Source organism: Ruegeria sp. CDSC079, assembly GCF_059610505.1.
The window spans coordinates 40,280-61,494 of sequence record NZ_JBXWNT010000008.1 but is presented as its reverse complement, the minus strand read 5'-3'; the positions used below and the strand labels follow the sequence as shown (position 1 = coordinate 61,494).

The window sequence follows — 21,215 nt, the reverse complement described above, 5'->3', positions numbered from 1 at the left end:
TGGATTTAGCTGCCCAGTTCGGCGTCGATCAGCTTTTTGAATTCTTCGTAAGACTGATTGTCGACCTTCTTGCCGTTCACAATAAAGGATGGGGTTGCTCTGATGTCGTCGCGTTCTGCGTTCTCCTGATACCAGGCCACCAAGGTCTGCGCACGATTTCCGTCCTGCAGGCAAGCATCAAGCTGGTCATTGCTGATCCCAGCTAAACGTCCGATCTTGCGCAGTTCATCCACGATCTCCGCAGGTCCACCGGCACGGGTCCATTCAGCCTGATCCTTGTAGATCAAGTCGGAGATGCCGAAGAACTTCTCGGGGCCGCCGCAGCGCGCGACCATCGAGGCCCAAAGTCCGTATTTGTCAAAATACACTTCGCGGTAGGTAAACTTGACCTTGCCGGTGTCGATGTAGTCCTTTTTGATTTTCTTCAGCGGCCCCTGATGAAAACTCGCGCAATGCGGACAGGTATAGGACGCATATTCGATGATCTCGACGGGCGCGTCCGCGGACCCTTGCACCATTTCGATGATGGTCGAAGTGTCCAGATCGGCCTGTTGTGCCTCGGCGCTGCTGACCAGCGGGTTGGACGGAGAGGAATTTGACAGCGACAGCCAATAGCCACCTGCGGCTATGGCGACAGCCGCGCAGATTCCGATTGCAATACGGCTCATGAATCAGCCCTTTCTCAGCGTTTTTGCTTGGATAAAACGTTACGGCCCAGACGTTCAAGGGCTGTACGCAGATCGCCATCATGGACGCCCTGCGCAGCCCGGTCTGCCTCGGCTGCAATTTCTGGTTCGATTGTGGGTTTCACCTGTTTCGGCTTGTGGTCGAAGCTGGCCTGCCCCTCGGCAAATCCTGTAGGAGCCGTCTGGGTGATGCGCACCCGACTAATCGCATTATAGCCATAGACCGCATTCACCTTACCGCGCAGCTGTTCCTTCTGCATTTCCAGCATCGGCGCCTGCGGGCCGGTGGTCAGCACCGTCAGCGTGGCCCCCATACCGCCCTTGCCATAGCCTACGTTAACCGGCCGCGCGATCGAGGCCACATCCTGTCCGACGATCTCGGCCCAATGGGTCAACAGGCGTGAAACGGCGAATCCCCGGCTTTCCCCGGCGCGCCTGATCTGGCCGTTCAGCAATGTCGCAGTACGTTTAAAGCCGCGTGTCGAAGAACGTCTGGGCTGCATCTGGTTTCCAACTCCTGTCTCTCTATTGTAAAGGGCAGAACACCGGGCGCCAGCGAAACCCGACAAGGAGATATGTAAAACTTGCGTGACACCCACGAAATTGACTTCAGCGATGAGTTGCTGGCCTGGTACGACCGCAATGCCCGTGAAATGCCATGGCGCATCGGTCCTGCCGATAGGTCTTCCGGAATGCGTCCTGACCCCTATCGGGTTTGGCTGTCCGAAGTCATGCTACAGCAGACAACTGTGGCAGCGGTGCGCGACTATTTCCTGCGGTTCACATCTCGGTGGCCGACAGTTGAATCACTGGCCGCAGCGCCTGACGAGCAGGTCATGGGGGAATGGGCCGGTCTGGGATATTATGCCCGCGCCCGCAATCTGCTGAAATGCGCGCGCGTTGTGGTTGAAAGCCATGATGGCTGTTTTCCCGACTCACACGATGAGCTGCTGAACCTGCCGGGCATAGGCCCGTATACAGCCGCCGCGATTGCAGCCATTGCCTTTGATCGTCCGGAAACCGTGTTGGACGGCAATGTCGAACGTGTCATGGCCCGCCTATACGACATTCACGATCCGCTGCCGGGGTCAAAACCACAACTCAAGCAACGTGCAGCTGCATTGACCCCAGCGGTGCGTCCGGGCGACTATGCACAGGCCGTGATGGATCTGGGTGCGACTGTCTGCACCCCAAGATCCCCGGCATGCGGGATATGTCCAATGCGCACGCGTTGCCGCTCCCACGCTGCGGGTACCCAGGCCGATCTGCCCCGCAAAACACCGAAAAAGCCAAAACCCACACGTTATGGCCATGTCTACATCACCCAGACAGCGGACGGGGCGATGTTGCTTGAACGCCGCCCAGACAAAGGGCTTTTGGGCGGTATGCTGGGATGGCCGGGATCCGAATGGTCCGATGCGCCGTCTGACACCGCGCCGTTTGCGGCGGACTGGCGCGTTCTACCGGGCGAAGTGCGCCACACGTTCACGCATTTCCACCTGATCCTGCAGGTTTGGGCAACCTCTTTACCGCCCGGTGCGGCACCGGAGGACATGATCTTGCTTGATAAACATGCCTTTCGGCCCAGCGATCTGCCGACGGTCATGCGCAAGGCATTTGACCTCTGGCGCAACCAGTAACACATTATGCTGAAACACGATCTACGGATAGTCTGTCCCGCGTCGACCGGAGCCTTTGATGATCGCATCTGAAACATTGACTCGCTGGCAATCCACCCTTCCATTCTGGGTCTCGTTTTTGCTGATTCCATTGATTTGGGCCACGGCCTTTGTGGGTGGCTGGTGGGTCTTGCTGGTGCCGCTTTCAACATGGTGGATATTTGCCGCGCTGGATCAGCTCACCGGGCTCGACCTCGAAAATGCGGACCCAGAGACGCCGGACAGCATGTTGCGCTGGTATATCCTGCTGACCAAAGCCTGGGTTCCGGTACAGTTCCTGACCCTTTACGGGCTGCTTTGGTATGTGACGCACAGCTCTCACCTGTCTTCACCAGAAAAGATCGGCCTGTTCTTTGGCATGGGTGTGATCTCGGGAACGATTGGAATCAACTACAGCCACGAACTGATGCACCAGAAGGGCCGGCTGGAGCGCGGGCTTGGCGACATCCTACTGGCCATGGTCTTGTACTCGCACTTCCGGTCCGAACATTTGCTGGTTCACCACCGCTATGTCGGAACCCCGCGCGATCCGGTAACAGCACGGTACAACGAAGGCTTTCATCGCTTCTATCCGCGTGTTCTGTGGCAATGTCTGGCCTCCGCCTTTCATGCCGAGCGCGAGAAACTGGCGCGCAAGGACCGCCCCTGGACGGACCGCACAAACCCGTTCTGGCGGTATTGGATATTACAGGGCGGCTTGCTGGCGTTGGCAGGTTTGATTGGCGGATGGTCCGGCCTTGTCCTGTTTCTGATTCAGGCCGGCGTCGCCATCTGGCAGCTTGAACTGGTGAACTATGTCGAACATTACGGGCTGACCCGAAAATATCTGGGCCAAGGGAAGTACGAACACGTCCTGCCCTGTCATTCGTGGAACGCGTCGCAAAAAGCGTCGAACTGGCTGCTGATCAATCTACAGCGCCACTCGGACCATCACTACAAACCCAACCGTCGATTTCCACTGCTTCAACATCACGATCAGAACACCGCACCGCAACTGCCCTACGGATACCCAGTGATGACGATCGCCGCGATGATCCCACCGCTCTGGCGGCGTGTCATGAACCCCCGTGTGCGGGATTGGCGCCGCCGGTACTACCCCGAAGTCACAGACTGGCAACCCTACAACAAGTCACAAAACCCGATGCCAGGGTCCTGACCGCAGCGCGCCTCGGCGCGCTGCCCGGCCCAACGACTGGCCCTGCGTCTTTGATGCGTGATCCATCGACGAGAGAGCCTTGAGCTACTTCACCCAGATATCCATCGGGTATTCAACACCGCGCACAGGGTGGCCCTTGTTTTCGGTAAATTCGGCTGTCAGTTCGGAGGCACTGCTCCCTTCCTGCTCAAGCTGCAGGCGCACCGCATCACTCAGCACGATCCGGGCCTGCAGCTCGCGGGTCATTGCCTCAAGTTTCGCAGCGACATTTACCGCATCACCGATCACAGCAAATTCCAGACGGTTGGCGCCAATATCCCCCAGAACAACCGAGCCATAATGGACACCGATGCCAACATGAATCTCGGGCTCTCCGGCACGTCTACGTTCTATGTTCCACCGGTCAATCACAGTCACCATGCCGCGCGCGCAGGATACCGCGTTGGTCGCATCCAACGGTGTCGTCACCGGGGTCCCGAAAGTTGCCATAAGACCATCGCCCAAGTACTTGTCCAATGTCCCATGATGGCGGAACACTTCGGCCTCCATCCTGGCGTGAAATCCACGCAGCACCTCGATCACGTCATAAGGATCACGACCCGCCGCATATTTGGTGAACCCCACAATATCGATGAAGAGCACTGCGACATTCTCTTTTCGCACCTGTTTGAGCGGATCATCATTTTGGCTCAGTTCCTCCACCACATTTGGTGAGAAATATCGCGACAGGTTCGCTCGTTCCCGTTCCAACCCAGCATTGGTCATCAGCAGATGATTGAGCCGCCGCATCGACACGCCCAGCGTCACCGCCACCATCAAGAACACAATCACTTGCTGGATTCGGATCGAAGATCTGAAACTATTTGGATCCAACATCTCGGCTACATCCGGATACCCCTGCAAGGCCTCGGCCACTTTCTCACTTATGCCGGGAATCGGAAACGCAACCCACCAGGCGATCACCCATCCGGTAGTCCAGATTATTGCAGTCCATGTGCCTATGGCAATCACCGTGCGCCAGGAATAGGCCATGGTCCCTGCTGCAAGAATGACGAAGAAATACTGAAAGTTGTCAAACCGGAATTGCATCGCCAACGGGCGCACATCATCGCTGAACGGGTTGGGAATGATCATCCCCAAAGTCATAATCAAAAGGTCAACAAAGATTAGTAGCAACTCTGTCCGAGATTGCCCCACACGGCCTGCCCGTCGGATCATCCAACCATTTGCGCAAATCAGCAAAAGGATGAAATGATACCAAAGGACCTCCCAATGCGGGTTCAGGTAGATCAGCAAAAGGCCAGTCAGACCCATTGCGATCCAGCGGGCCCGGACAGCAAGCTCCAGCCCCTCGCGCTTGTGCCGTTCCAGCGCAGCTTCGGTGTATTTATTCTCGATTTCTACTTCGTTCGGACGGGTGAAAAAGAACCGCCTAGCCCGAGGTTCGCTGGCTGCTGTGTCCGACATTGCGAAAGCTCCTACACTGCGCCGATTGCTTCATTAGGCTCATATCGGAACTCATCAGGGAAAGAAACAAAAGACCCCGCCGTTGATCGGCGGGGCAAGGCTTAGTGCCTTGTGTCAGGCCACAGGCACCGGCGGTATTGGTCTATCAGTTGTGCATCTCGGACCGGATCTGCTGACGCAAGACGTCGATCGGCACGGTTTTGCCGTCGCGCTTGAAGCACCAGTAGGTCCAGCCGTTGCAGGAGGGCGCATTCTCGAGATGGGCGCCAACCTGATGGATCGAACCCTTGATATTTTGCCCCACCAGTGTCCCATCGGCGCGGACCTTGGCCTTGTGACGCTGGTTCATGGAATAGAGTTCCTCGCCCGGGCGTAGCATGCCTCGTTCGACCAACTGGCCAAAGGGCACGCGTGGCTCGGCGCGTTTGCTGGCGCTGACCTCCAGCGCCTCGCGGTCGAATTTACGCACTTTCGCGATGCGCTTTTCAGCCACTTGGCGATAACTTTCTTCGCGCTCGATCCCGATGAATTCGCGACCCAGCATCTTGGCCACGGCCCCCGTAGTCCCGGTGCCAAAGAACGGGTCCAGAATAACGTCACCCGGATTGGTTGATCCAACCAGCACGCGGTGCAGCAATGATTCCGGTTTCTGCGTCGGATGCGCCTTGTCGCCGTTTTCATCCTTGAGCCGTTCATGGCCAGTGCAGATCGGCAGCACCCAGTCGCTGCGCATCTGGACGCCTTCGTTCAACGCTTTCAGTGCCTCATAGTTGAAGGTGTATTTCGCCCCTTCACGCTTGGAGGCCCAGATCATTGTCTCATGCGCATTGGTGAACCGCTTGCCGCGGAAATTCGGCATCGGGTTCGATTTGCGCCAAACTACATCGTTGAGGATCCAATACCCAGCATCCTGCAACGCAGACCCAACGCGGAAAATGTTGTGATACGATCCAATCACCCAGATCGCGCCATTGGGCTTCAGCAGGCGATGGGCCGCCTTCAGCCATTCCCGCGTGAATTGGTCGTAGACGCCAAAGCTGGAAAACTGGTCCCAGTGATCATCGACTGCATCCACTTGGCTGTTATCGGGGCGGTGCAGTTGCCCTTTCAACTGCAGGTTATATGGGGGATCGGCAAAAATCAGGTCAACCGATGCCTCGGGCAGACTGTTCATCACTTCGATGCAGTCCCCGGATAGAATCGTGTTTACAGGGAGCGCTGTCGCGCCCTTTTTGGTGGTCGTTGTCATATCGCTGCCTCAAGTTCCACGGCGCTTATGCGCTCATTTGGTTGAGACAAGGATGAGTCAAAGACGATTCGCCGTCAATTTCTTTTTTGAATCAGCGGCTTACGATTTACTCTTGATACAACATATTGTGGACGGGCTTGAACGAAACTCTATGGTGAGGGGTCACACCAAGATTTCGCAGCGCATCCTTGTGTTGTTTTGACGGATAACCGGCATTTGTCTCCCAGCCGTATCCCGGATGCTGTTGCGCCAAATCCACCATCAGTTGATCGCGCCAGTTTTTGGCAAGGATCGAAGCTGCGGCGATCGACACGGAATGGGCATCGCCTTTGACCACTGCCTGCGCCGGAATGGCCAGTCCGCGCGGAATCATATTTCCGTCGATCAACAGATAATCAGGGGGGGGATCCAGCGCCGCCACCGCGCGCTCCATTGCCAGATGCGAGGCACGCAAGATGTTGTGCTCATCAATCTCGGCCACCGAAGCCTCGGCCACCGCGAATTCGGCGCAGCCACGCAGGGCAGTATCCAATGCGGCCCGGCGCTTGGCCGAGAGTTTCTTTGAATCGTTCAGACCTTGGGGAATTTCCGCGGGGTTCAGGACCACCGCCGCCGCCACAACAGGACCGGCCAGCGGACCTCGGCCAACCTCATCGACACCGGCAATCCGCAGATATCCCTGCGCAAGAGCGGCTTTTTCAATCTCATAATCTGGTGTGGTCATGTTTTGGGAAAATCCTGTTTTCCCCCATTGCGCAAGAAAAAAGAGAGGACAGCAATCGCTGCCCTCTCCGACGTGATGCTTCTAAGGCACCACTCCTGCTCGAACCGTATTACTTGTAAACGACGCGGTATCCCTGTTGGCGCAGGCAAGCGGGTTCATAGGCCCGCTTGACTTTATTGCCATTCCAGAAACCGACCTTGCACTTTTTGGGCAGGCTATTGGCGTATTTGTAGTGCTTATCCAAGCAGCGCGTCCCCAGAAGCGGGCGCTTTTTGCCATAGCCCTTGAAGGTTTCCAGGCACCGTTGCGGCAGACTATAGCGCGCAACGCGCTCGGGCAAGGGACGGACATGGTTCGGCCGATGCCTGGGGGTCCTCTGGATGTGCTGTTTGGGGGCTTGATACACGTGGTTGTAGTTGCGGGTAACCTTTTTGCTGTCGCCTTGCTTGTCAAAATGATGGATGGCAGCGCCAATCAAGGCAATCGCCGCCAGCCCGCCAAGAATATCTTCTGCATCAGCGGCACGGGCCTGGGATGCAGAAACGCCGGTGATTGCGACTGCAGAGGCGATGATCAGAGCGATGAATTTCTTATGCATGGTGCTGTCCTTTCGGGTACTCGGTGGACGTGATGACAGTCCGTAAATTCGATGACCTGACATTGGGGGCGTCCCCTTCAGACAAGCAATAACGCCGTTTTGTTATCCGATATCAGACCGCGAAACCCCTTTGCGTTATTGAATATCAACCAAAGCCATGCGCAGGATGCGGCCTATGAAACAGATCCTCTCTTCTCTGGCCATCGGGGCCCTGATATCGCTTGGTTCCATGGCGTCAGCGGCGGATTGCTATGCCGATTACAAGGCCAAGCAGGACAATCCGTTGCGTCTGCATTATGGCGTCATGCAGGTTTCATCCTGCGGCAAAGGAAAAGCCAAAAAAGAGGTCGCACAACGGCTGCGCGGCTCGGGCTGGACCCTGCTGAACGTCATGTCCGTTTTTGGGCCTGAAGGGTTGGATAAAAGGAAGGCCAATGCCGGAAAATTCTATCTCCGTTACTGAGGCACGGCGCTCGGGCGTCAGGTTGGTTGGCGCGGGCATCACGGTAATCGTTGTCATACTTGTGGCCTCTGCCGCCTTTCTGTTGTGGACATTGCCAGATGCAAACGCGTTCAATGCCCGCGTCGAACGTCTGTTCGTCGAGAGTGATCTGACCTCGCAGACCGAGATTCGCCTACTCGAGATTCTGGCCCAGTCCGGCACTGCCTTTGCCGATACATTGTCCAGTTACCGCATGGTTATCTTTGTTTTGCTGGTTTTCGCCACTGCAATGCTGATTGCTGCGCTGGTGTTTCTGGTCATGCTGGTGCTGTTGAACCGACGCATGGCACAGATTGAGCGCACTGGGATTCAGGTCACTTCACTTTTGATCAGCCGGGAAGAGAATACCGTCTATCTCAATAACATGGATTTCAAACTGACTGCGTCGGCGATGGAAACCCTGTCAGTTCTTGCCGAATCCCGGTTGGATGACGAGGTTCTATCCGGCATTCAGATCGAGGCGATGATTTCCGGCAAAAGCACAGCTGATTGTGACGAGGCTGCTGGCGCGACGCGGATCAAGCGCCTGCGCGATGCTTTGGGCAATCAGATGGTCAGCGAGTTGCTGGTCAAGAACATTGCTAAAAAAGGCTATATGTTGTCGATCGAAAAAGACGTCATTCAGATGATTTGATATTTGGAAAATCCTGCTCTGCCCCTTGGAAAACACGGATCAAACGCCCATCCTATAAAGACCCGTGCCGGGGAGGATGATTATGAACGTTCACGTGACTCCAAATATCAAAGGCTATGGGATCTCGGTCGAACCACTTGTCGGCCGTATCGCAATCTACCGGGATGAGATCCTTCTGGCTGAAAGCTTTGATGCCAAGGTAATGTACGAAACTCGGTTGCCGCCGATGATCTACATCCCCCGTCAGGATGTACATGTCGATCTCAGCGATGAGACCGAACTTCAGACATTCTGCCCGTTCAAAGGCACCGCCACTTACCACGATGTCGTTCTGGCGGATCAACGATTGGCCAACTCCGTCTGGGCTTACGAGAACGCCCTGCCCGAAAGCGCCGCGATCCAGGGCCATATCGGCTTTATGCCCACCGCATATACGCGGATTGAGCTGGGTGAAAACAACCTGCGCAACCCGGAAGACGGCAATATCAGCGGGCCGCTGATTGATTGGCTGATGCGGGGGGCCAGTGACCTCAGCACGCCCGAAGCATTCACCAAAGCGCTGGCCGAGAAGATGCTGGAACATGGAATTGCCATTCAGCGCCTCAGTATCCTTGCCTGGTCCCTACATCCGCTGATCGCGGGCAAACACTATATTTGGGAAAAGGGTGAGGCCGAGATTTCGACCAATGTGCCCACCTATGAAATCCACGACCACCCCGCCTATATCAACAGCCCTTTGCGCCACGTGTCCAACGGTATGGGCGGCGTGCGCCAAAGGCTGAATGACGAGAACCCTCAGCACAGCTTTCCGATCATGGAAGACTTGCGCGCCAAAGGGGCGACCGACTATGTCGCGATGCCCCTGCCATTTTCCGACGGGCGCACCAATGTCTTGACGCTGACTTGCGATCACCCCGACGGGTTCACAACGGCCAATCTTGGGCTGGTGTTCGAATGCTCCTCGGTGATTGCCCGGTTCTACGAAGTCTTCATGCAGCGCGAAAACGCCCAGGTATTGCTGGAAACCTATGTCGGAAAGCGGACCGGCGCGCGTGTCCTGGGCGGAGAAATCCGTCGTGGCGACGGGGATGAGATTGATGCAGCCATCATGTTCTGCGACTTGCGCAATTCTACCCTGTTGGAAGAAAAGCTGGGCCGCGCCGCCTATATCAACCTGCTGAATGACTTCTTTGAAACGGTCTCGGGCATCGTCGACGAAAACGGTGGTGAAGTTCTAAAATTCATCGGGGACGCTGTTCTTGCTGTATTCCCGGCAGGCGAAGATTCTACCTTAGCCCGCGAAAACGCGCAGCGATCAGCAGTTGGAATCGTTGAAAGGCTTGGAGAGCTGCGCAAGTCCGGGTCGGACATGCATTGCGACTGTTCGATTGGTGTCGCTTATGGGCGCGTAACTTACGGCAATATCGGGTCGCGCGAACGGTTAGACTTCACCGTCATCGGACAAGCGGCAAACGTCGCCGCACGGCTTGGGGAATACAGCAAGATCGTGAATCACAGGATCGTTGTTACCAAAGACATCGTGCCGGCCTGTACAGACGCTTTGCCACTTGGAGAGGTCAAGCTGCACAACGTGTCACAACCCGTGTGCTCATACGCGCTCAAAACCTCGGCGGACGCGATTCTGAACGGCTAGTCGCGCGAAGTTGCGTTTGATACTCACGCATCTTGCGATAGGGACAGCACTATCCGCCCAGCAGAAGCAACGCGGTTTGGGCCGGGGAAATTGTGCTTTGAAGCTGCGAGATCTGACTGCGCGCAAGGTATCTGTCGGTCAAATCCCCGATCGCCTCTTCATCCGCGAACTGCGCTAAATCGTCAGATCCAGTCAGGTTCGACAACCTGTCCTTGAACACCTCAAGCTGCTTGTCGATGTCCAACTGACCAAAGCTTGAAGGCAACCCAAGTGCCATCTCCATCATCTTTCGCAACGGCGGAAGGCCCATCAAGTCGAACCATTTCGTGTCACCACTGCTGTCTTGCGATGCCAACTCAGCCAGCGCATGTTTTGCATAGAGGGATATGCGCATTGTCTCGTCCTGTTCACCCACGGCGACCTCAAAGCGTGAGGTCACGTTGTCCCGGGCAATATCCTCCATAAATGTCGAAAGAATGGTTCTTCGAATTTCGCCAGGGCCCAGTCCAAATGCCTCAGAGAATTCACGGTATCTTTTATCAGATAGGCGATTGGACAATGCATCATCTGCGCTTGTTCCATCTGACAGGATTTTCTGGATGAAATAGCGGTTGTCAATGTCGCCCTCCAGACCAAATGCGCCCAAGGCAACCTGTAGCAACCGGCGGTCAGAAACCAGATCTTCAGCCGTCTGAACCTTGCCGATGTTTTCCCGGAAATACGTCGCCTCACGCTCATTGACCGACGAAGAGGAAAAGCTGTTCAACTGGCCTTCGTAGGTGCGTTGAAGGAACCGCCAGCCAACAATGCCACCTGAGGGTATGACCGGCTGAAAGGTCATTGCTGGTAGGCCATGAGGCGCTCTTCTCGCGGTAGCAGAGCACGCAGGGATTTAAGGCATTTGTAATACTGCTCGGCCAACAAGGCTTCTGTTGCCTCGGCCAAAACTCTGCGGCTGTCCGCATCCGTAAACACTTGGCTCAACTCTTCCACCCGACGCAGCAGTTGTTGGCGGGCGCTTTCAGCTTCCATGTCTCCAGACAGAACCAGTTGCGTCGCATAGCACACTCTGCGAACGGGTGTGTTCACCTCGTCAGGATGTATCGCATCGCGCAAACGCAGGACATTTGCCTGTGGTGTCATGATTGAAAACCGACTTCTACGATCGCCGTTTTCCACAACTACACCATTAATCAGCACCCGTTCTTTTGGGGCAAGCTTCAATACCAAACCCGCCATCAGTTCGCACCCATTTGCCGAAGGCCTTTAAGAACGGCCATGTTTATTTCCAGAAGGGGCTCTACCGAAGCCTTATTGCTGAGTATCTGGCTGCTGTGCTGTTCGGTGAACTCAGCAAGATAGAAAATCCGGGCGCGAAGGTCATTCGGCAAGGCGTTATCGGAATCGGCGACCCCGTTTGCCAACACAGACCAAAGCCTCCGGTTTTCATGCAAAGCCTGAACAAACGCTCCAAAGTCGGTTTTGTGCCGCGCGGCCGCAGCCTTCAACCGATGCGTGATCTTGGAAATCGCCTCATATTCCGTATCACGCGGTGTGCGCGTCGGAGCAGCGGTCTGCGCATAGGCGCGTTGTGCAAGAGTTTGCGGTGTCACTTGAAATCCTTCCAAAAGGCCGTCTTACGGCGGTCAAAGCCGGGGCGCGTTTCCACGCCCCGGCCAGGGTCCTGAACTTAGCGGAACAGCGACAGGATCGACTGCGGCGCCTGGTTGGCAATCGACAACGACTGCGTTGCCAGTTGCTGCTGTACCTGCAGGGCCTGCAGACGGGCCGAGGTTTCTTCCATATCGGCGTCAACCAGCGCTCCGATACCGGACTTGAACGAGTCAGAAAGATTCGAGATGAATTCTTTCTGCGTTTCGATCCGGCCCTGAGACGAACCGAACGCCGCAGATGCATCAATGGACGTGTCGATCAAGGTCTCGATAGTACCCAGCGCCGCCTGAGCACCAGCATCTGTCGAAACATCAATCGAAGCCAACGCCCCCAGGCCACCTGCATTGGCATTGGTGAACTGCGCCGAGACAGTAACGTCCCGATCAGCGTCGGCACCAGCCGTCGCAGCACCGGTTACAAATGTCAAAGTGCCCGGGTTGGCTGAGTCATAGTCGATTGCGACACCCGTGATCCCCAGGGAATCGATCTGATTTTTCAGACCAACGGCAACAATGGCATCCGTATAAGCGGCGTCATATGTTCCAGATGGGTCCAGATCAGCAGCTTGCACCGTGTAGGACGCAACCTTGTCACCTATAGTGATCGAGATCTTGTCACCAGCAGCAAAGTTGTCCGTTGAACTGTCCACCACGATGTCGCCGGTTCCACCAGCTTTGTCCATCGTGAAGCCCGCGGCGTCATTGTCGGTTGTGACGTTGTCCGAGCCGGCCAGAACACCTTTGCTGGCATACCCACCTGTGGACAGGTTCTGCGAGGCCACCGATATCGAAGATGCGGTTACGTTGCCACTGGAGTCACGATCCAGAGACGACAGGATCGAGGCTGTACCCGCCGAACCGTCAACCAGGTTAAGCCCGTTAAACTGCGCCGCTCCAACCACCGATGCGATCTGATCTTTAAGAGCAGTCACGTCGTCATTGATTTTGCCGCGGTCAACGTTGTCTTCCTGTGCCGCAACGATCTTCTCTTTCATCTGGGACAGCAGGTCAGTGACAGTCTCGGACGCGTTCCGGGCCACCGCAACGGTCGATTCACCCAGTGCCAAACTGTCTTTGATGGCGTTGAACCCTTTAACGTCCGACTCCATGACTTTGGAAATCGCCCAGACGGCTGAATTGTCCTTGGCTGTGGCGACGTCCTTACCAGTTGAAATCGCGTTCTGGGTCTGCGCCAGGTTCTTGTTGACCGATTTCAGGGTTTGCAGCGCAACCATTGCGCCATTGTTTGTCAGAATGCTGGACATAGCTTTCTTCCTTTTCCGTTCGGGCCTTTTGCGCCCTTGCTTACCCCGCAACATGTACGGGCTTTGACGTCTTTCTGATCACTGCGACCCGCCGACGGGCTGTTCGCGCCACCTGAGTTTTCCAGATGCAGGATCACCTTTGACGCCGATCTCCTAACGGAGTGCTAAGACTCGAAAATCCGAAAGTTCGGATTTGATTCAATCCTCGTGCTAGGCCCGCTTTTCCAGCTTTGCGTGACTGCGAACGGCAAAATCGCTTCGTTGCCCATCCGCCCCATAAGTACTGAATTCCTGACGCACTCGGCGCAGTTCAGCCATGCGCCCGGCAACCGCCCGAATCCCTTCGGCCGCGCTGTTCAGCAGAGCCTGATTCCGGTCGACTTTCTTTTGAACCCCGATCAGTTCATCACTATCAATCACCTCAAGATCATTGATCGCACCGATCAGCTTTTCCTTTTCCGGGGCCATGTGATTCAACCGATCCAGATCCCCGGTCACCAAGGCGTTGCGTTCAAGGTCCAGAACTTCTTCAAGAGATTTGATCAGGTCATGTTCAGACTTGTTAGGCATTGGTATTCTCCATCATGGACTGAAACAGGATTTCGGACAGGCCAACACCGCCGGACCTGGCAAGCTGCAGTGCCTGCTGCTGAACAAGAAACGATGAAAACTGGTCTTCACCCGCACCGCCGCCGAACGAATCTCGGGATTCGCCCAGACCTGCGGACTTAAGCATTTCAGACAGGAACGCCGCCTCAAGCTCTACCGCAGCATCTTTCAGCTTTTGCTCAACAGACAAGGGCTGCGGCGCCGCTGGAATACCAGATAGCTTCATAGCTTTCTCCAAAAATTGCATCGAACTTTCTGGATCAAAGATGAAAGCGGTTAAAATAAACGTAACTTCCTGCGGGCAAATTCCTGGTTACGCAAACCGGAGCCGGAGCAAAATGCCCAACCCTCTTATATTGTCCACATCCTCGACCGCCAGCGCCGCAAAATCTGAAACTGCCGCCAAGGGACACCCAATCTCGGAAGGGGCTGACACCTTTGCTGAGGTAATGGAGCAGGAATTGCAGCGTTCCGAAGGTGACAGCTTGAATGAGAACGTGCCCGAACTGACCATTAATGCCGAGGTGCAGGTTGAAGAGGATGTGGTCGAAGAAGACTCTGTTGATCTTGCCACCAGCCTGTCGGGAAAACCTGTAACTGACCCGCCCGCCCGCCCGCCGGCGCAGGACGAAGAGATGGCACCTGAGGAAACGCTGGCATCGCTGCCCGAACCTGACAAGGCCGTAATACTCGCAGCGCCAAACAATGCGGCCCCCGATCCTCGGGGTGATGCGCTTGGAAACGCGGCGCAGCGCGCCCGATCTGAGGTTCCGGCTTTGTTGCAGGCGAAAACCGCACAGCAAAAACCGGAACACAATCTGCCGCAAACCACTATTGCAAAGGGCTATCGGACCAAGGCGTCGATACCCTCGGATTCTGCGCCCGGAAAACCCGAAGTGCCAGAACCAAAGCTGGTTTCGCGAGATACACCCGATGCGGCTCAGGCTCCCAAAGCCACCGGTTCACCGCCGACAACACAATCCGTTCCGACATTTGTTCAAATGCAACTGATGGCGTCTGCCAAGGTGCAGGACGTTGATTTGGTATCAGACCCGGACGACGACGGGATTCTGCCCGCGCGCGAAAGCCAGCCATTTTCAACGGCACGGGATACGTCGGCAAGCCATCAGCACTTTTTAACCTCAGCACGGGCAGAAACGGCGCGGGCAATCGCGGGGCAGATGGCCGCTGCGATACATGCAAGACCACAATCCAGCACGATTCAACTGACCTTGAATCCGGAAGAGCTGGGCAAGATCTCAATCGTCATGAATGGCCGGGATGACGGGTTGCAGATGACGATCGCAGCCGAGCGGCCGGAAACTCTGGAAATGATGAGGCGACATCTTTCGGTTCTTGAGGCTGAGTTCAAAAACCTAGGCCTGGGCGATCTGTCCTTCAATCTGGGCGCGTCGTCGGACGACCAGCCCGAAAGCGCGGACAAGCGCACAGAATCCGGACTGACTACAACCCAGACCGAAATGGATCAGGCCAGCGAGCCGGTCTTAACCCGGATCGGCCATAGTGGCCGCGTTGATATGAGGCTTTGAGCATGATCACACCCGCACAGAATACAAGCTCTACCGCCGCGCAGGCACAGTCTTCGGCGAAATCTGGAACATCCGGCCTGGCCTCGGATTTTGAAACCTTCCTTCTGATGCTGACCGCCCAGGCCCGCAACCAAGACCCGCTGGAGCCGCTGGATTCATCGGAATACGCCTCGCAACTGGCTCAATTCTCGATGGTCGAGCAGCAGGTTCAAACCAACGATCTGCTTACTGCGCTTGCCTATTCACTTGGTAGCGTCAACCTTGAAGAGCTTGCCAGCTGGGTCGGGATGGATGTGCGAACCGCCTCGGCCTTTCATTTCGACGGTTCACCAGAAACGCTGTATGCGCAGGCCGACCCCGGGGCGGACAGCGCCTTTATGGTGATCCGCAACGACTCGGACGAGGTCGTTGAACGCATCGCTGTTTCAACGACGGAATCCGAGTTTGTCTGGGCCGGAACCGATGACGATGGCGCCCCGTTACCGGCAGGAAATTACACTGCAACGATGGAAAGTTATGACGGCGATGAGCTGCTGTCTGAACGTCTCGCCTCAGCCTATAATCAGGTGCTCGAGGCGCAGGTGGGCACGGATGCCGTTTTGCTGACGCTCGCTGGCGGAGAGGTGGTGCCAGCAGGAATAGTCACTGCGGTGCGAACAGGAGCTTGATCTACGGTTAACGACAGGCGAAACCAAGGCAATGCCCGACTCGTTGACTGATTGGTGATCTCCCTGCCTCAAATACTGTCCCCACCGCGCGACCTTGTTGCTCAACTTGTCAGGCTCGGATTTGCCAGCGCTGGGGCACAGTTCGAAACGCTGTATGGTGGGAGGACAAACCGGGTGTGGAGGGTGCTGGGCGACGACAGTGATCAAGTATTGAAGCTGTACCGCTCGGACCTAGAAAACCCATTGTTTCGCAACGATCCCGCATTGGAAGCCGCCTGTCTGCGGGCACTGGCTTCTTCTGGGGTTGTGCCGCGATTGCGGGCAACAGGACAACATGACAACGGATATTGGGTGTTCTACGACCACGCACAGGGCACCCCCTGGCGGTCTGACCCGGCCCCAGTGGCCCGGTTGCTGCACCGCCTGCATTCGCTCAACCTAAACATAGAGAACGCACCCACCGGTAAAAACGGTAGCGCAGATCTGGCCGAACATGGTCAAAGCATTCTGGCGATGTGCACATCGGATCGACGGGCTCAGCTGGAAAAGATGCAACCACAGCATCATATTTTGCGGTCGGATCACACTTGCCTGATTCACGGCGACCCGGTGGCGGGAAACATCCTCGTCGCATCCTCTGGTCTGACGCTGATTGACTGGCAATGCCCAGCCGTTGGTGATCCTTGCGAGGACCTTGCGCTGTTCCTGTCACCCGCCATGCAATATCTTTACAGAGGTGCGGTTTTGACCGTCGACGAGCAACAGTCCTTTCTTTCGGCCTATGACCGGCAGGAAACCGTAAACCGCTACCGGTCTTTGCGCCGCTGGTACGGGTGGAGGATGGCGGCCTACTGCCTATGGCGCGCAGAACATGGGGCACCGGATTATGAACAAGGGCTCGAGCTGGAACTGGCCGCTTTGTGAGTGTCAGAGGTCGGCCAGTGCCATTAACGCATAGGCTGGCGGCATCAGCGCCCGCCGCCAGGACCCAAGTGGAAAACGCCGCGGGGGTCGGGCCATTGGCTCAGGCAATTCCGCATCCTGTCCAAGCACCATGCGACTAAGCGCCCGCCCACAATAGGTACCCATCGCGACACCGTTTCCATGATAGGCCAGCCCGGCAAACATCCCATTCTGACCCGGAACGGGCCCTGCGAACGGCATCAGATCCTGGGTAAGGCACACCATCCCTGACCACATATTGGTCACGTCCACATCGGCCCATGTCGGAAACATGGCCTTGAAATCACGCTGCACCTTTTGCCGGATCGCAGCCTCGGCCTTAGGTGATGAGCGCAGGCCACCGCGCATCCCAAACAGAAACCGTCGATCCGGCATAAGACGAAAATAGTGCAGAAGATTTCGTGTATCGTAAGACATCTGATCCGAGGTCCAGCCCTGCGCCGACACCTCAGCCTCGGTCAATGGGCGGGTCACCAGAACGGTTGATTGCGCTGGCATATAGCGCCCAGACAGCCATTCAGGCATGTTTTCACTGGAATATCCGTTGGTGCATATCAGTACATTCGACGCTTTGATCCGTCCTGACGCGGTTCGAACATCAAAGCTCGCGCTGGTTTTGGTGATGTCTCTGGCCATGGTTTTCTGAAAAAATCGGACCCCAACGGAAGCGGCCGCATTTGCAATGCCGAACAGGTATTTCCGGGGGTTCAGACCAAATCCGACCGGCACGCTATAGCCCCCGAAAAAATCCCCTCCCAACCCGAGCCCGGGCAGGTCGGCCACCTCATGCAAGCAGCCCCCGTCATCCGCCGAGCGTCGCAATTTCTCCATGGCGCGGGCGGTGTGGGCCAGGGCGGTCTCGCCCTTGGAATGTACGTCCGCTTCGATCTGATGCGCCTCAAGCAGGTCGGCGACAAGATTGACCGCATCCACTTCGGCCTGGGCAAAGCTTTCGGCCCCCTCGACCCCATATCGCCGAGCCATGCCACGATCGCTCAGCTTTGACCCACCTCGACAGCAAAACCCACCATTGCGACCCGAGGCACCCCAACCCGGCGTCTCCGCCTCGAGAACTGCGACGGATAGGCCTGCCTGCCCTAGGAAAAGCGCGGCTGTAACACCTGTGAACCCGCCGCCGATGATGGCGACATCCACGCTCAGATCATCCTGCAACACCGGCCAGTCCGGTGCTGCGATAGTTTCATCCCACCAGCACCCTGATCGCGGTCCAGATCCATAGGTATACTTAGGGAACAGACGTTTCATTCCGCACGCACTGCCGCCATCTCATCCTGTTTCTGCCGGACCATCGCGCGCTTGGTGACCAAAGATGCTGCTATGACACCGACCGTCACGACCGCAATCATGATCGTGGATAGCGCATTGATTTCAGGGCTGACGCCCAACCGCACAGCTGAGAAAATCTTGATCGGCAGAGTCGTGGCTGACGGGCCCGATGTGAATGATGCGATCACCAGATCATCCAGCGACAGCGTAAAAGCCAATAGCCAGCCTGAAATCACCGCCGGGGCGATGATCGGCAGGGTGACAAGACGGAAGGCTTGTGCGGGTGAGCACCCAAGATCCAACGCTGCCTCTTCCAGAGACTGATCAAACGTGACCAGACGTGAGGATACAACAACCGACACGAAGCACATTGAAAAGGTCGTATGTGCAAGCACGATGGTCAAAATACCCCGGTCCAGTCCAATTCCGATGAACAGCAGCAAAAGCGACAGGCCAGTGATCACTTCGGGCATCACAAGAGGCGCATAGATCATGCCCGAAAACAGAGTCCGGCCAAAGAACCGCCCACCGCGTACCAGCACATAAGCCGCCGCCGTACCCAGAATGGTGGCCAGGGTCGACGAGAATACTGCAACCCGCAAGGTGACCCAGGCAGCATCAAGAAACGCTTCGTTCTGGACCAACTCACCATACCATTTGGTCGAAAATCCAGCCCAAACCGTGACCAGTTTGCTTTCGTTAAAAGAGAAGATGATCAAAATGAGCATCGGGATATAGAGAAACGCGAAACCAAGCGTCAACGAGACGACGTTGAACCAGCTTAATCTGTTCATTGCTCAGCCTCCGTCTGTTTCTGCTGGTTGCGCTGGAACAGCACGATGGGAATCACAAGGATCAGCAACAGCACAACTGCCACGGCACCGGCCACCGGCCAGTCGCGGTTCGAGAAGAACTCCTCCCACAACACTTTGCCGATCATCAATGTCCCGGATCCTCCGAGCAATGATGGGATCACAAATTCGCCGATCACCGGAATCATCACCAGGAAACAACCCGCGATGATACCCGGGCGTGACAAGGGGATCGTTATCAGCCAGAAGGCCTGAATACGCGAACAGCCCAAATCCTCTGCGGCCTCGATCAGCGACTCGTCCATTCGTTCAAGCGCGGAATAGATCGGCAGAATCATGAAGGGCAGATAGGTATAGACGATACCGATATAGACAGCTGTGTTGGTGTTCAGAATGGTCAGCGGGGTCGAGATGATGCCCGTCCACAGCAGCAGTTGGTTCAGGTAACCTTCGTTGCTGAGAATACCCATCCAAGCATAGACCCGGATCAGGAACGACGTCCAGAACGGCAGGATTACCAGCATCATCAACGTCGGGCGCCACTCAGCTGGTGCGCGGGCCATGCCATACGCGATAGGATACCCCACCAGCAAAGTCAGTATGGTTGAAATCAACGCGATTTTGACGCTGGACAGGTAAGCTTTCCAATACAGGTCATCTTCTGTTAGCCAGACGAAATTCTCAAAATCCAGCTGGCTGAAGAAATCCCTGAGCCCGGCCCAGCCCTGAGATAAATCCAGTGTCGGCGTGTAAGGCGGGATGGCCAGTTCCGTGTCCGAAAGCGAGATTTTCAGAACGATGAAAAATGGCACCAGAAACAGCGCCAAAAGCCAGACATACGGGACGGCGATCAGAAGGGCGCGGCGCATCAATCCGCCAACAGAACCGCGGCGGTGGCTGTCCAGGACAGCCAGACCGGGTCTTCCCATGTAAAGGAACGACGCGAAATGCGACGGGTATTTGCCGTCTGCGCCTTGATAATCGTGCCGTTATTCAGTTCGACGTGATAAGTGGACAGATTGCCCAGATAGGCAATGTCAAGCACCTTGCCCTGCACTGCGTTGATTGCATCCGCAGGACGATCAACCGAGATCGTCACCTTCTCGGGGCGGATCGCCAGATGACATAGCTGGCCGTTCGAAAACTCTGTGGTCGAGGACGCAGTCAAAGGTGCCTGACCTTCAGCCCAGTCAATCTGATAGGTCTCATCAGCGCTTGCCGTGGCTCGGCCCTGGATGATGTTCACGTCGCCAATGAAATCGGCCACATAGACCGAACTGGGATTCTCATAAATCCGGTCGGGTGTCGCCACTTGTATCAGATTACCCTGATCCATTACCGCAACCCGGCTGGCCACGGTCATCGCCTCTTCCTGATCATGGGTCACGATCACAAAGGTGGTGCCGGTCTTTTCCTGAATATCCATCAACTCGAATTGCGTATCCTGTCGCAGTTTCTTATCCAGCGCCCCCAAAGGTTCGTCTAGCAACAGCAGCTTCGGCGCTTTTGCCAGGGATCGTGCAAGCGCCACGCGCTGACGCTGACCACCCGAGATCTGGTGCGGTTTGCGACGGGCGAATTGTTCAAGCCGGGTCAGGCGCAACATCTCTTCGACACGATCCATAAGATCATGCTTTGGCATATTGTCCCGACGCAGACCAAAGGCGATATTTTCCCAGATAGATAGATGCGGAAACAGCGCGTAGGATTGGAACATCATGTTCACCGCCCGTTTGTTCGGCGGAATGGGATCTATATCCTGCCCGCCCAGCAGAATATGCCCTTCGGTCGGTTTTTCAAACCCGGCCAACATTCGCATCATCGTGGTCTTGCCGCAGCCCGAGGGCCCTAGCAGAGCAAAGAATTCTTTCTCAAATATATCCAAGGACAGATTGTCGATGGCCGTGAACTCACCAAACCGTTTGGTGACATTCTGGAACTGGATCAGAGGTTTCGCCTGTGGGTCTTCCCACGGCACAAAAACAGTAGAATTCAAAACGGCCCCCGTTCGGCAATCTGAAAAGAATGGCAGGGCGGTT

At 56.0% G+C, this 21,215-nt stretch carries 24 protein-coding genes; 8 read left to right on the top strand and 16 right to left on the bottom strand.

Annotated features, from left to right (window positions below; all coding sequences use genetic code 11):
- Positions 1-5: 5 nt before the first annotated feature.
- Positions 6-668 (bottom strand): DsbA family protein, encoded by a 663-nt coding sequence (locus tag AC2FIC_RS15560; protein ID WP_282027812.1) that lies wholly within the window; start codon positions 666-668, stop codon positions 6-8.
- A 14-nt stretch (positions 669-682) separates the two neighbouring features.
- Complete coding sequence (locus AC2FIC_RS15555; RefSeq protein ID WP_496677841.1) at positions 683-1,189, bottom strand: DUF721 domain-containing protein; 507 nt, start codon at positions 1,187-1,189, stop codon at positions 683-685.
- Positions 1,190-1,270: 81 nt separating this feature from the next.
- Here AC2FIC_RS15555 and mutY point away from each other — a divergent pair, with 81 nt between their 5' ends.
- Entirely contained in the window at positions 1,271-2,326 is a 1,056-nt protein-coding gene (gene mutY / locus AC2FIC_RS15550) for an A/G-specific adenine glycosylase (protein WP_496692534.1), read from the top strand.
- Between the two features lie 58 nt (positions 2,327-2,384).
- Positions 2,385-3,521 (top strand): alkane 1-monooxygenase, encoded by a 1,137-nt coding sequence (locus AC2FIC_RS15545; protein WP_496692535.1) that lies wholly within the window; start codon positions 2,385-2,387, stop codon positions 3,519-3,521.
- An 84-nt stretch (positions 3,522-3,605) separates the two neighbouring features.
- Here AC2FIC_RS15545 and AC2FIC_RS15540 read toward each other — a convergent pair whose 3' ends face one another.
- The 4 genes from AC2FIC_RS15540 to AC2FIC_RS15525 all read right to left on the bottom strand — a co-directional run bounded on the left by AC2FIC_RS15540 (position 3,606) and on the right by AC2FIC_RS15525 (position 7,559).
- Positions 3,606-4,988: an adenylate/guanylate cyclase domain-containing protein gene (locus AC2FIC_RS15540; RefSeq protein ID WP_496692536.1), complete on the bottom strand. Its 1,383-nt coding sequence runs from the start codon at positions 4,986-4,988 to the stop codon at positions 3,606-3,608.
- 145 nt (positions 4,989-5,133) lie between these two features.
- Positions 5,134-6,237, bottom strand: coding sequence for a site-specific DNA-methyltransferase (locus AC2FIC_RS15535; RefSeq protein ID WP_496692537.1), 1,104 nt, complete (start codon positions 6,235-6,237; stop codon positions 5,134-5,136).
- Between the two features lie 106 nt (positions 6,238-6,343).
- A complete protein-coding gene (gene rnhB, locus AC2FIC_RS15530) occupies positions 6,344-6,961 on the bottom strand; it encodes a ribonuclease HII (RefSeq protein ID WP_496692538.1) in 618 nt (205 codons plus the stop codon).
- A 109-nt stretch (positions 6,962-7,070) separates the two neighbouring features.
- Positions 7,071-7,559 (bottom strand): hypothetical protein, encoded by a 489-nt coding sequence (locus AC2FIC_RS15525; protein ID WP_496692539.1) that lies wholly within the window; start codon positions 7,557-7,559, stop codon positions 7,071-7,073.
- A gap of 175 nt (positions 7,560-7,734) precedes the next feature.
- Between AC2FIC_RS15525 and AC2FIC_RS15520 the strand changes: the two genes are divergently transcribed.
- The 3 genes from AC2FIC_RS15520 (at position 7,735) to AC2FIC_RS15510 (ending at position 10,349) form a co-directional block, all read left to right on the top strand.
- Positions 7,735-8,022 carry a hypothetical protein gene (locus AC2FIC_RS15520; protein ID WP_142637145.1) on the top strand — a complete coding sequence of 96 codons (288 nt, stop codon included), beginning with the start codon at positions 7,735-7,737 and terminating at the stop codon, positions 8,020-8,022.
- A complete protein-coding gene (locus AC2FIC_RS15515) occupies positions 7,994-8,695 on the top strand; it encodes a winged helix-turn-helix domain-containing protein (RefSeq protein WP_496689945.1) in 702 nt (233 codons plus the stop codon). Before AC2FIC_RS15520 ends, AC2FIC_RS15515 begins: the two co-directional genes overlap by 29 nt.
- A gap of 82 nt (positions 8,696-8,777) precedes the next feature.
- Positions 8,778-10,349: a DUF427 domain-containing protein gene (locus AC2FIC_RS15510; protein ID WP_496692540.1), complete on the top strand. Its 1,572-nt coding sequence runs from the start codon at positions 8,778-8,780 to the stop codon at positions 10,347-10,349.
- A gap of 49 nt (positions 10,350-10,398) precedes the next feature.
- Here the strand turns inward: AC2FIC_RS15510 and AC2FIC_RS15505 are convergent, their stop codons facing one another.
- From AC2FIC_RS15505 to AC2FIC_RS15480, 6 genes are all read right to left on the bottom strand, one after another.
- Positions 10,399-11,190 carry a DUF1217 domain-containing protein gene (locus AC2FIC_RS15505; RefSeq protein WP_496692541.1) on the bottom strand — a complete coding sequence of 264 codons (792 nt, stop codon included), beginning with the start codon at positions 11,188-11,190 and terminating at the stop codon, positions 10,399-10,401.
- Positions 11,187-11,588 (bottom strand): flagellar biosynthesis repressor FlbT, encoded by a 402-nt coding sequence (gene flbT, locus AC2FIC_RS15500; RefSeq protein WP_271949613.1) that lies wholly within the window; start codon positions 11,586-11,588, stop codon positions 11,187-11,189. The genes AC2FIC_RS15505 and flbT overlap by 4 nt, the downstream gene beginning before the upstream one ends.
- Entirely contained in the window at positions 11,588-11,962 is a 375-nt protein-coding gene (flaF, locus tag AC2FIC_RS15495) for a flagellar biosynthesis regulator FlaF (protein ID WP_271949611.1), read from the bottom strand. Before flaF ends, flbT begins: the two co-directional genes overlap by 1 nt.
- 77 nt (positions 11,963-12,039) lie before the next feature.
- Complete coding sequence (locus AC2FIC_RS15490; RefSeq protein ID WP_496692542.1) at positions 12,040-13,287, bottom strand: flagellin N-terminal helical domain-containing protein; 1,248 nt, start codon at positions 13,285-13,287, stop codon at positions 12,040-12,042.
- 210 nt (positions 13,288-13,497) lie between these two features.
- Positions 13,498-13,857, bottom strand: coding sequence for a flagellar biosynthesis protein FlgN (locus tag AC2FIC_RS15485; protein WP_496692543.1), 360 nt, complete (start codon positions 13,855-13,857; stop codon positions 13,498-13,500).
- Complete coding sequence (locus tag AC2FIC_RS15480; RefSeq protein ID WP_142637161.1) at positions 13,850-14,122, bottom strand: rod-binding protein; 273 nt, start codon at positions 14,120-14,122, stop codon at positions 13,850-13,852. The genes AC2FIC_RS15485 and AC2FIC_RS15480 overlap by 8 nt, the downstream gene beginning before the upstream one ends.
- Positions 14,123-14,234: 112 nt before the next feature.
- On the opposite strand from AC2FIC_RS15480, the gene AC2FIC_RS15475 reads away from it, so the two are divergent.
- The 3 genes from AC2FIC_RS15475 to AC2FIC_RS15465 are packed head-to-tail and all read left to right on the top strand — an operon-like array spanning position 14,235 to position 17,038.
- Positions 14,235-15,446, top strand: coding sequence for a flagellar hook-length control protein FliK (locus AC2FIC_RS15475; protein ID WP_496692544.1), 1,212 nt, complete (start codon positions 14,235-14,237; stop codon positions 15,444-15,446).
- Positions 15,447-15,448: 2 nt separating this feature from the next.
- Positions 15,449-16,114: a flagellar hook capping FlgD N-terminal domain-containing protein gene (locus AC2FIC_RS15470; protein WP_496692545.1), complete on the top strand. Its 666-nt coding sequence runs from the start codon at positions 15,449-15,451 to the stop codon at positions 16,112-16,114.
- 54 nt (positions 16,115-16,168) lie between these two features.
- On the top strand, positions 16,169-17,038 hold the full coding sequence (locus AC2FIC_RS15465; RefSeq protein WP_496692546.1) for a phosphotransferase family protein: 870 nt from the start codon (positions 16,169-16,171) through the stop codon (positions 17,036-17,038).
- Between the two features lie 3 nt (positions 17,039-17,041).
- Here AC2FIC_RS15465 and AC2FIC_RS15460 read toward each other — a convergent pair whose 3' ends face one another.
- From AC2FIC_RS15460 to AC2FIC_RS15445, 4 genes are read right to left on the bottom strand one after another with little or no spacing between them, the layout of a single operon-like run.
- Positions 17,042-18,343, bottom strand: a complete 1,302-nt coding sequence (locus tag AC2FIC_RS15460; RefSeq protein WP_496692547.1) for an NAD(P)/FAD-dependent oxidoreductase — start codon at positions 18,341-18,343, stop codon at positions 17,042-17,044.
- Positions 18,340-19,158, bottom strand: coding sequence for an ABC transporter permease (locus tag AC2FIC_RS15455; protein ID WP_142637169.1), 819 nt, complete (start codon positions 19,156-19,158; stop codon positions 18,340-18,342). The genes AC2FIC_RS15460 and AC2FIC_RS15455 overlap by 4 nt, the downstream gene beginning before the upstream one ends.
- Complete coding sequence (locus AC2FIC_RS15450; protein ID WP_142637171.1) at positions 19,155-20,045, bottom strand: ABC transporter permease subunit; 891 nt, start codon at positions 20,043-20,045, stop codon at positions 19,155-19,157. The genes AC2FIC_RS15455 and AC2FIC_RS15450 overlap by 4 nt, the downstream gene beginning before the upstream one ends.
- Complete coding sequence (locus tag AC2FIC_RS15445; protein WP_142637173.1) at positions 20,045-21,172, bottom strand: ABC transporter ATP-binding protein; 1,128 nt, start codon at positions 21,170-21,172, stop codon at positions 20,045-20,047. Before AC2FIC_RS15445 ends, AC2FIC_RS15450 begins: the two co-directional genes overlap by 1 nt.
- Between the last annotated feature and the right edge of the window lie 43 nt (positions 21,173-21,215).

What these genes read in the sequence shown, in the direction of transcription:
- AC2FIC_RS15560 (WP_282027812.1), bottom strand. Translation starts at nt 668, where the DNA reads ATGAGCCGTATTGCAATCGGAATCTGCGCGGCTGTCGCCATAGCCGCA.
- AC2FIC_RS15555 (WP_496677841.1), bottom strand. Translation starts at nt 1,189, where the DNA reads ATGCAGCCCAGACGTTCTTCGACACGCGGCTTTAAACGTACTGCGACA.
- AC2FIC_RS15545 (WP_496692535.1), top strand. Translation starts at nt 2,385, where the DNA reads ATGATCGCATCTGAAACATTGACTCGCTGGCAATCCACCCTTCCATTC.
- AC2FIC_RS15540 (WP_496692536.1), bottom strand. Translation starts at nt 4,988, where the DNA reads ATGTCGGACACAGCAGCCAGCGAACCTCGGGCTAGGCGGTTCTTTTTC.
- AC2FIC_RS15535 (WP_496692537.1), bottom strand. Translation starts at nt 6,237, where the DNA reads ATGACAACGACCACCAAAAAGGGCGCGACAGCGCTCCCTGTAAACACG.
- rnhB (WP_496692538.1), bottom strand. Translation starts at nt 6,961, where the DNA reads ATGACCACACCAGATTATGAGATTGAAAAAGCCGCTCTTGCGCAGGGA.
- AC2FIC_RS15525 (WP_496692539.1), bottom strand. Translation starts at nt 7,559, where the DNA reads ATGCATAAGAAATTCATCGCTCTGATCATCGCCTCTGCAGTCGCAATC.
- AC2FIC_RS15520 (WP_142637145.1), top strand. Translation starts at nt 7,735, where the DNA reads ATGAAACAGATCCTCTCTTCTCTGGCCATCGGGGCCCTGATATCGCTT.
- AC2FIC_RS15515 (WP_496689945.1), top strand. Translation starts at nt 7,994, where the DNA reads ATGCCGGAAAATTCTATCTCCGTTACTGAGGCACGGCGCTCGGGCGTC.
- AC2FIC_RS15510 (WP_496692540.1), top strand. Translation starts at nt 8,778, where the DNA reads ATGAACGTTCACGTGACTCCAAATATCAAAGGCTATGGGATCTCGGTC.
- AC2FIC_RS15505 (WP_496692541.1), bottom strand. Translation starts at nt 11,190, where the DNA reads ATGACCTTTCAGCCGGTCATACCCTCAGGTGGCATTGTTGGCTGGCGG.
- flbT (WP_271949613.1), bottom strand. Translation starts at nt 11,588, where the DNA reads ATGGCGGGTTTGGTATTGAAGCTTGCCCCAAAAGAACGGGTGCTGATT.
- AC2FIC_RS15490 (WP_496692542.1), bottom strand. Translation starts at nt 13,287, where the DNA reads ATGTCCAGCATTCTGACAAACAATGGCGCAATGGTTGCGCTGCAAACC.
- AC2FIC_RS15485 (WP_496692543.1), bottom strand. Translation starts at nt 13,857, where the DNA reads ATGCCTAACAAGTCTGAACATGACCTGATCAAATCTCTTGAAGAAGTT.
- AC2FIC_RS15480 (WP_142637161.1), bottom strand. Translation starts at nt 14,122, where the DNA reads ATGAAGCTATCTGGTATTCCAGCGGCGCCGCAGCCCTTGTCTGTTGAG.
- AC2FIC_RS15475 (WP_496692544.1), top strand. Translation starts at nt 14,235, where the DNA reads ATGCCCAACCCTCTTATATTGTCCACATCCTCGACCGCCAGCGCCGCA.
- AC2FIC_RS15470 (WP_496692545.1), top strand. Translation starts at nt 15,449, where the DNA reads ATGATCACACCCGCACAGAATACAAGCTCTACCGCCGCGCAGGCACAG.
- AC2FIC_RS15460 (WP_496692547.1), bottom strand. Translation starts at nt 18,343, where the DNA reads ATGAAACGTCTGTTCCCTAAGTATACCTATGGATCTGGACCGCGATCA.
- AC2FIC_RS15455 (WP_142637169.1), bottom strand. Translation starts at nt 19,158, where the DNA reads ATGAACAGATTAAGCTGGTTCAACGTCGTCTCGTTGACGCTTGGTTTC.
- AC2FIC_RS15450 (WP_142637171.1), bottom strand. Translation starts at nt 20,045, where the DNA reads ATGCGCCGCGCCCTTCTGATCGCCGTCCCGTATGTCTGGCTTTTGGCG.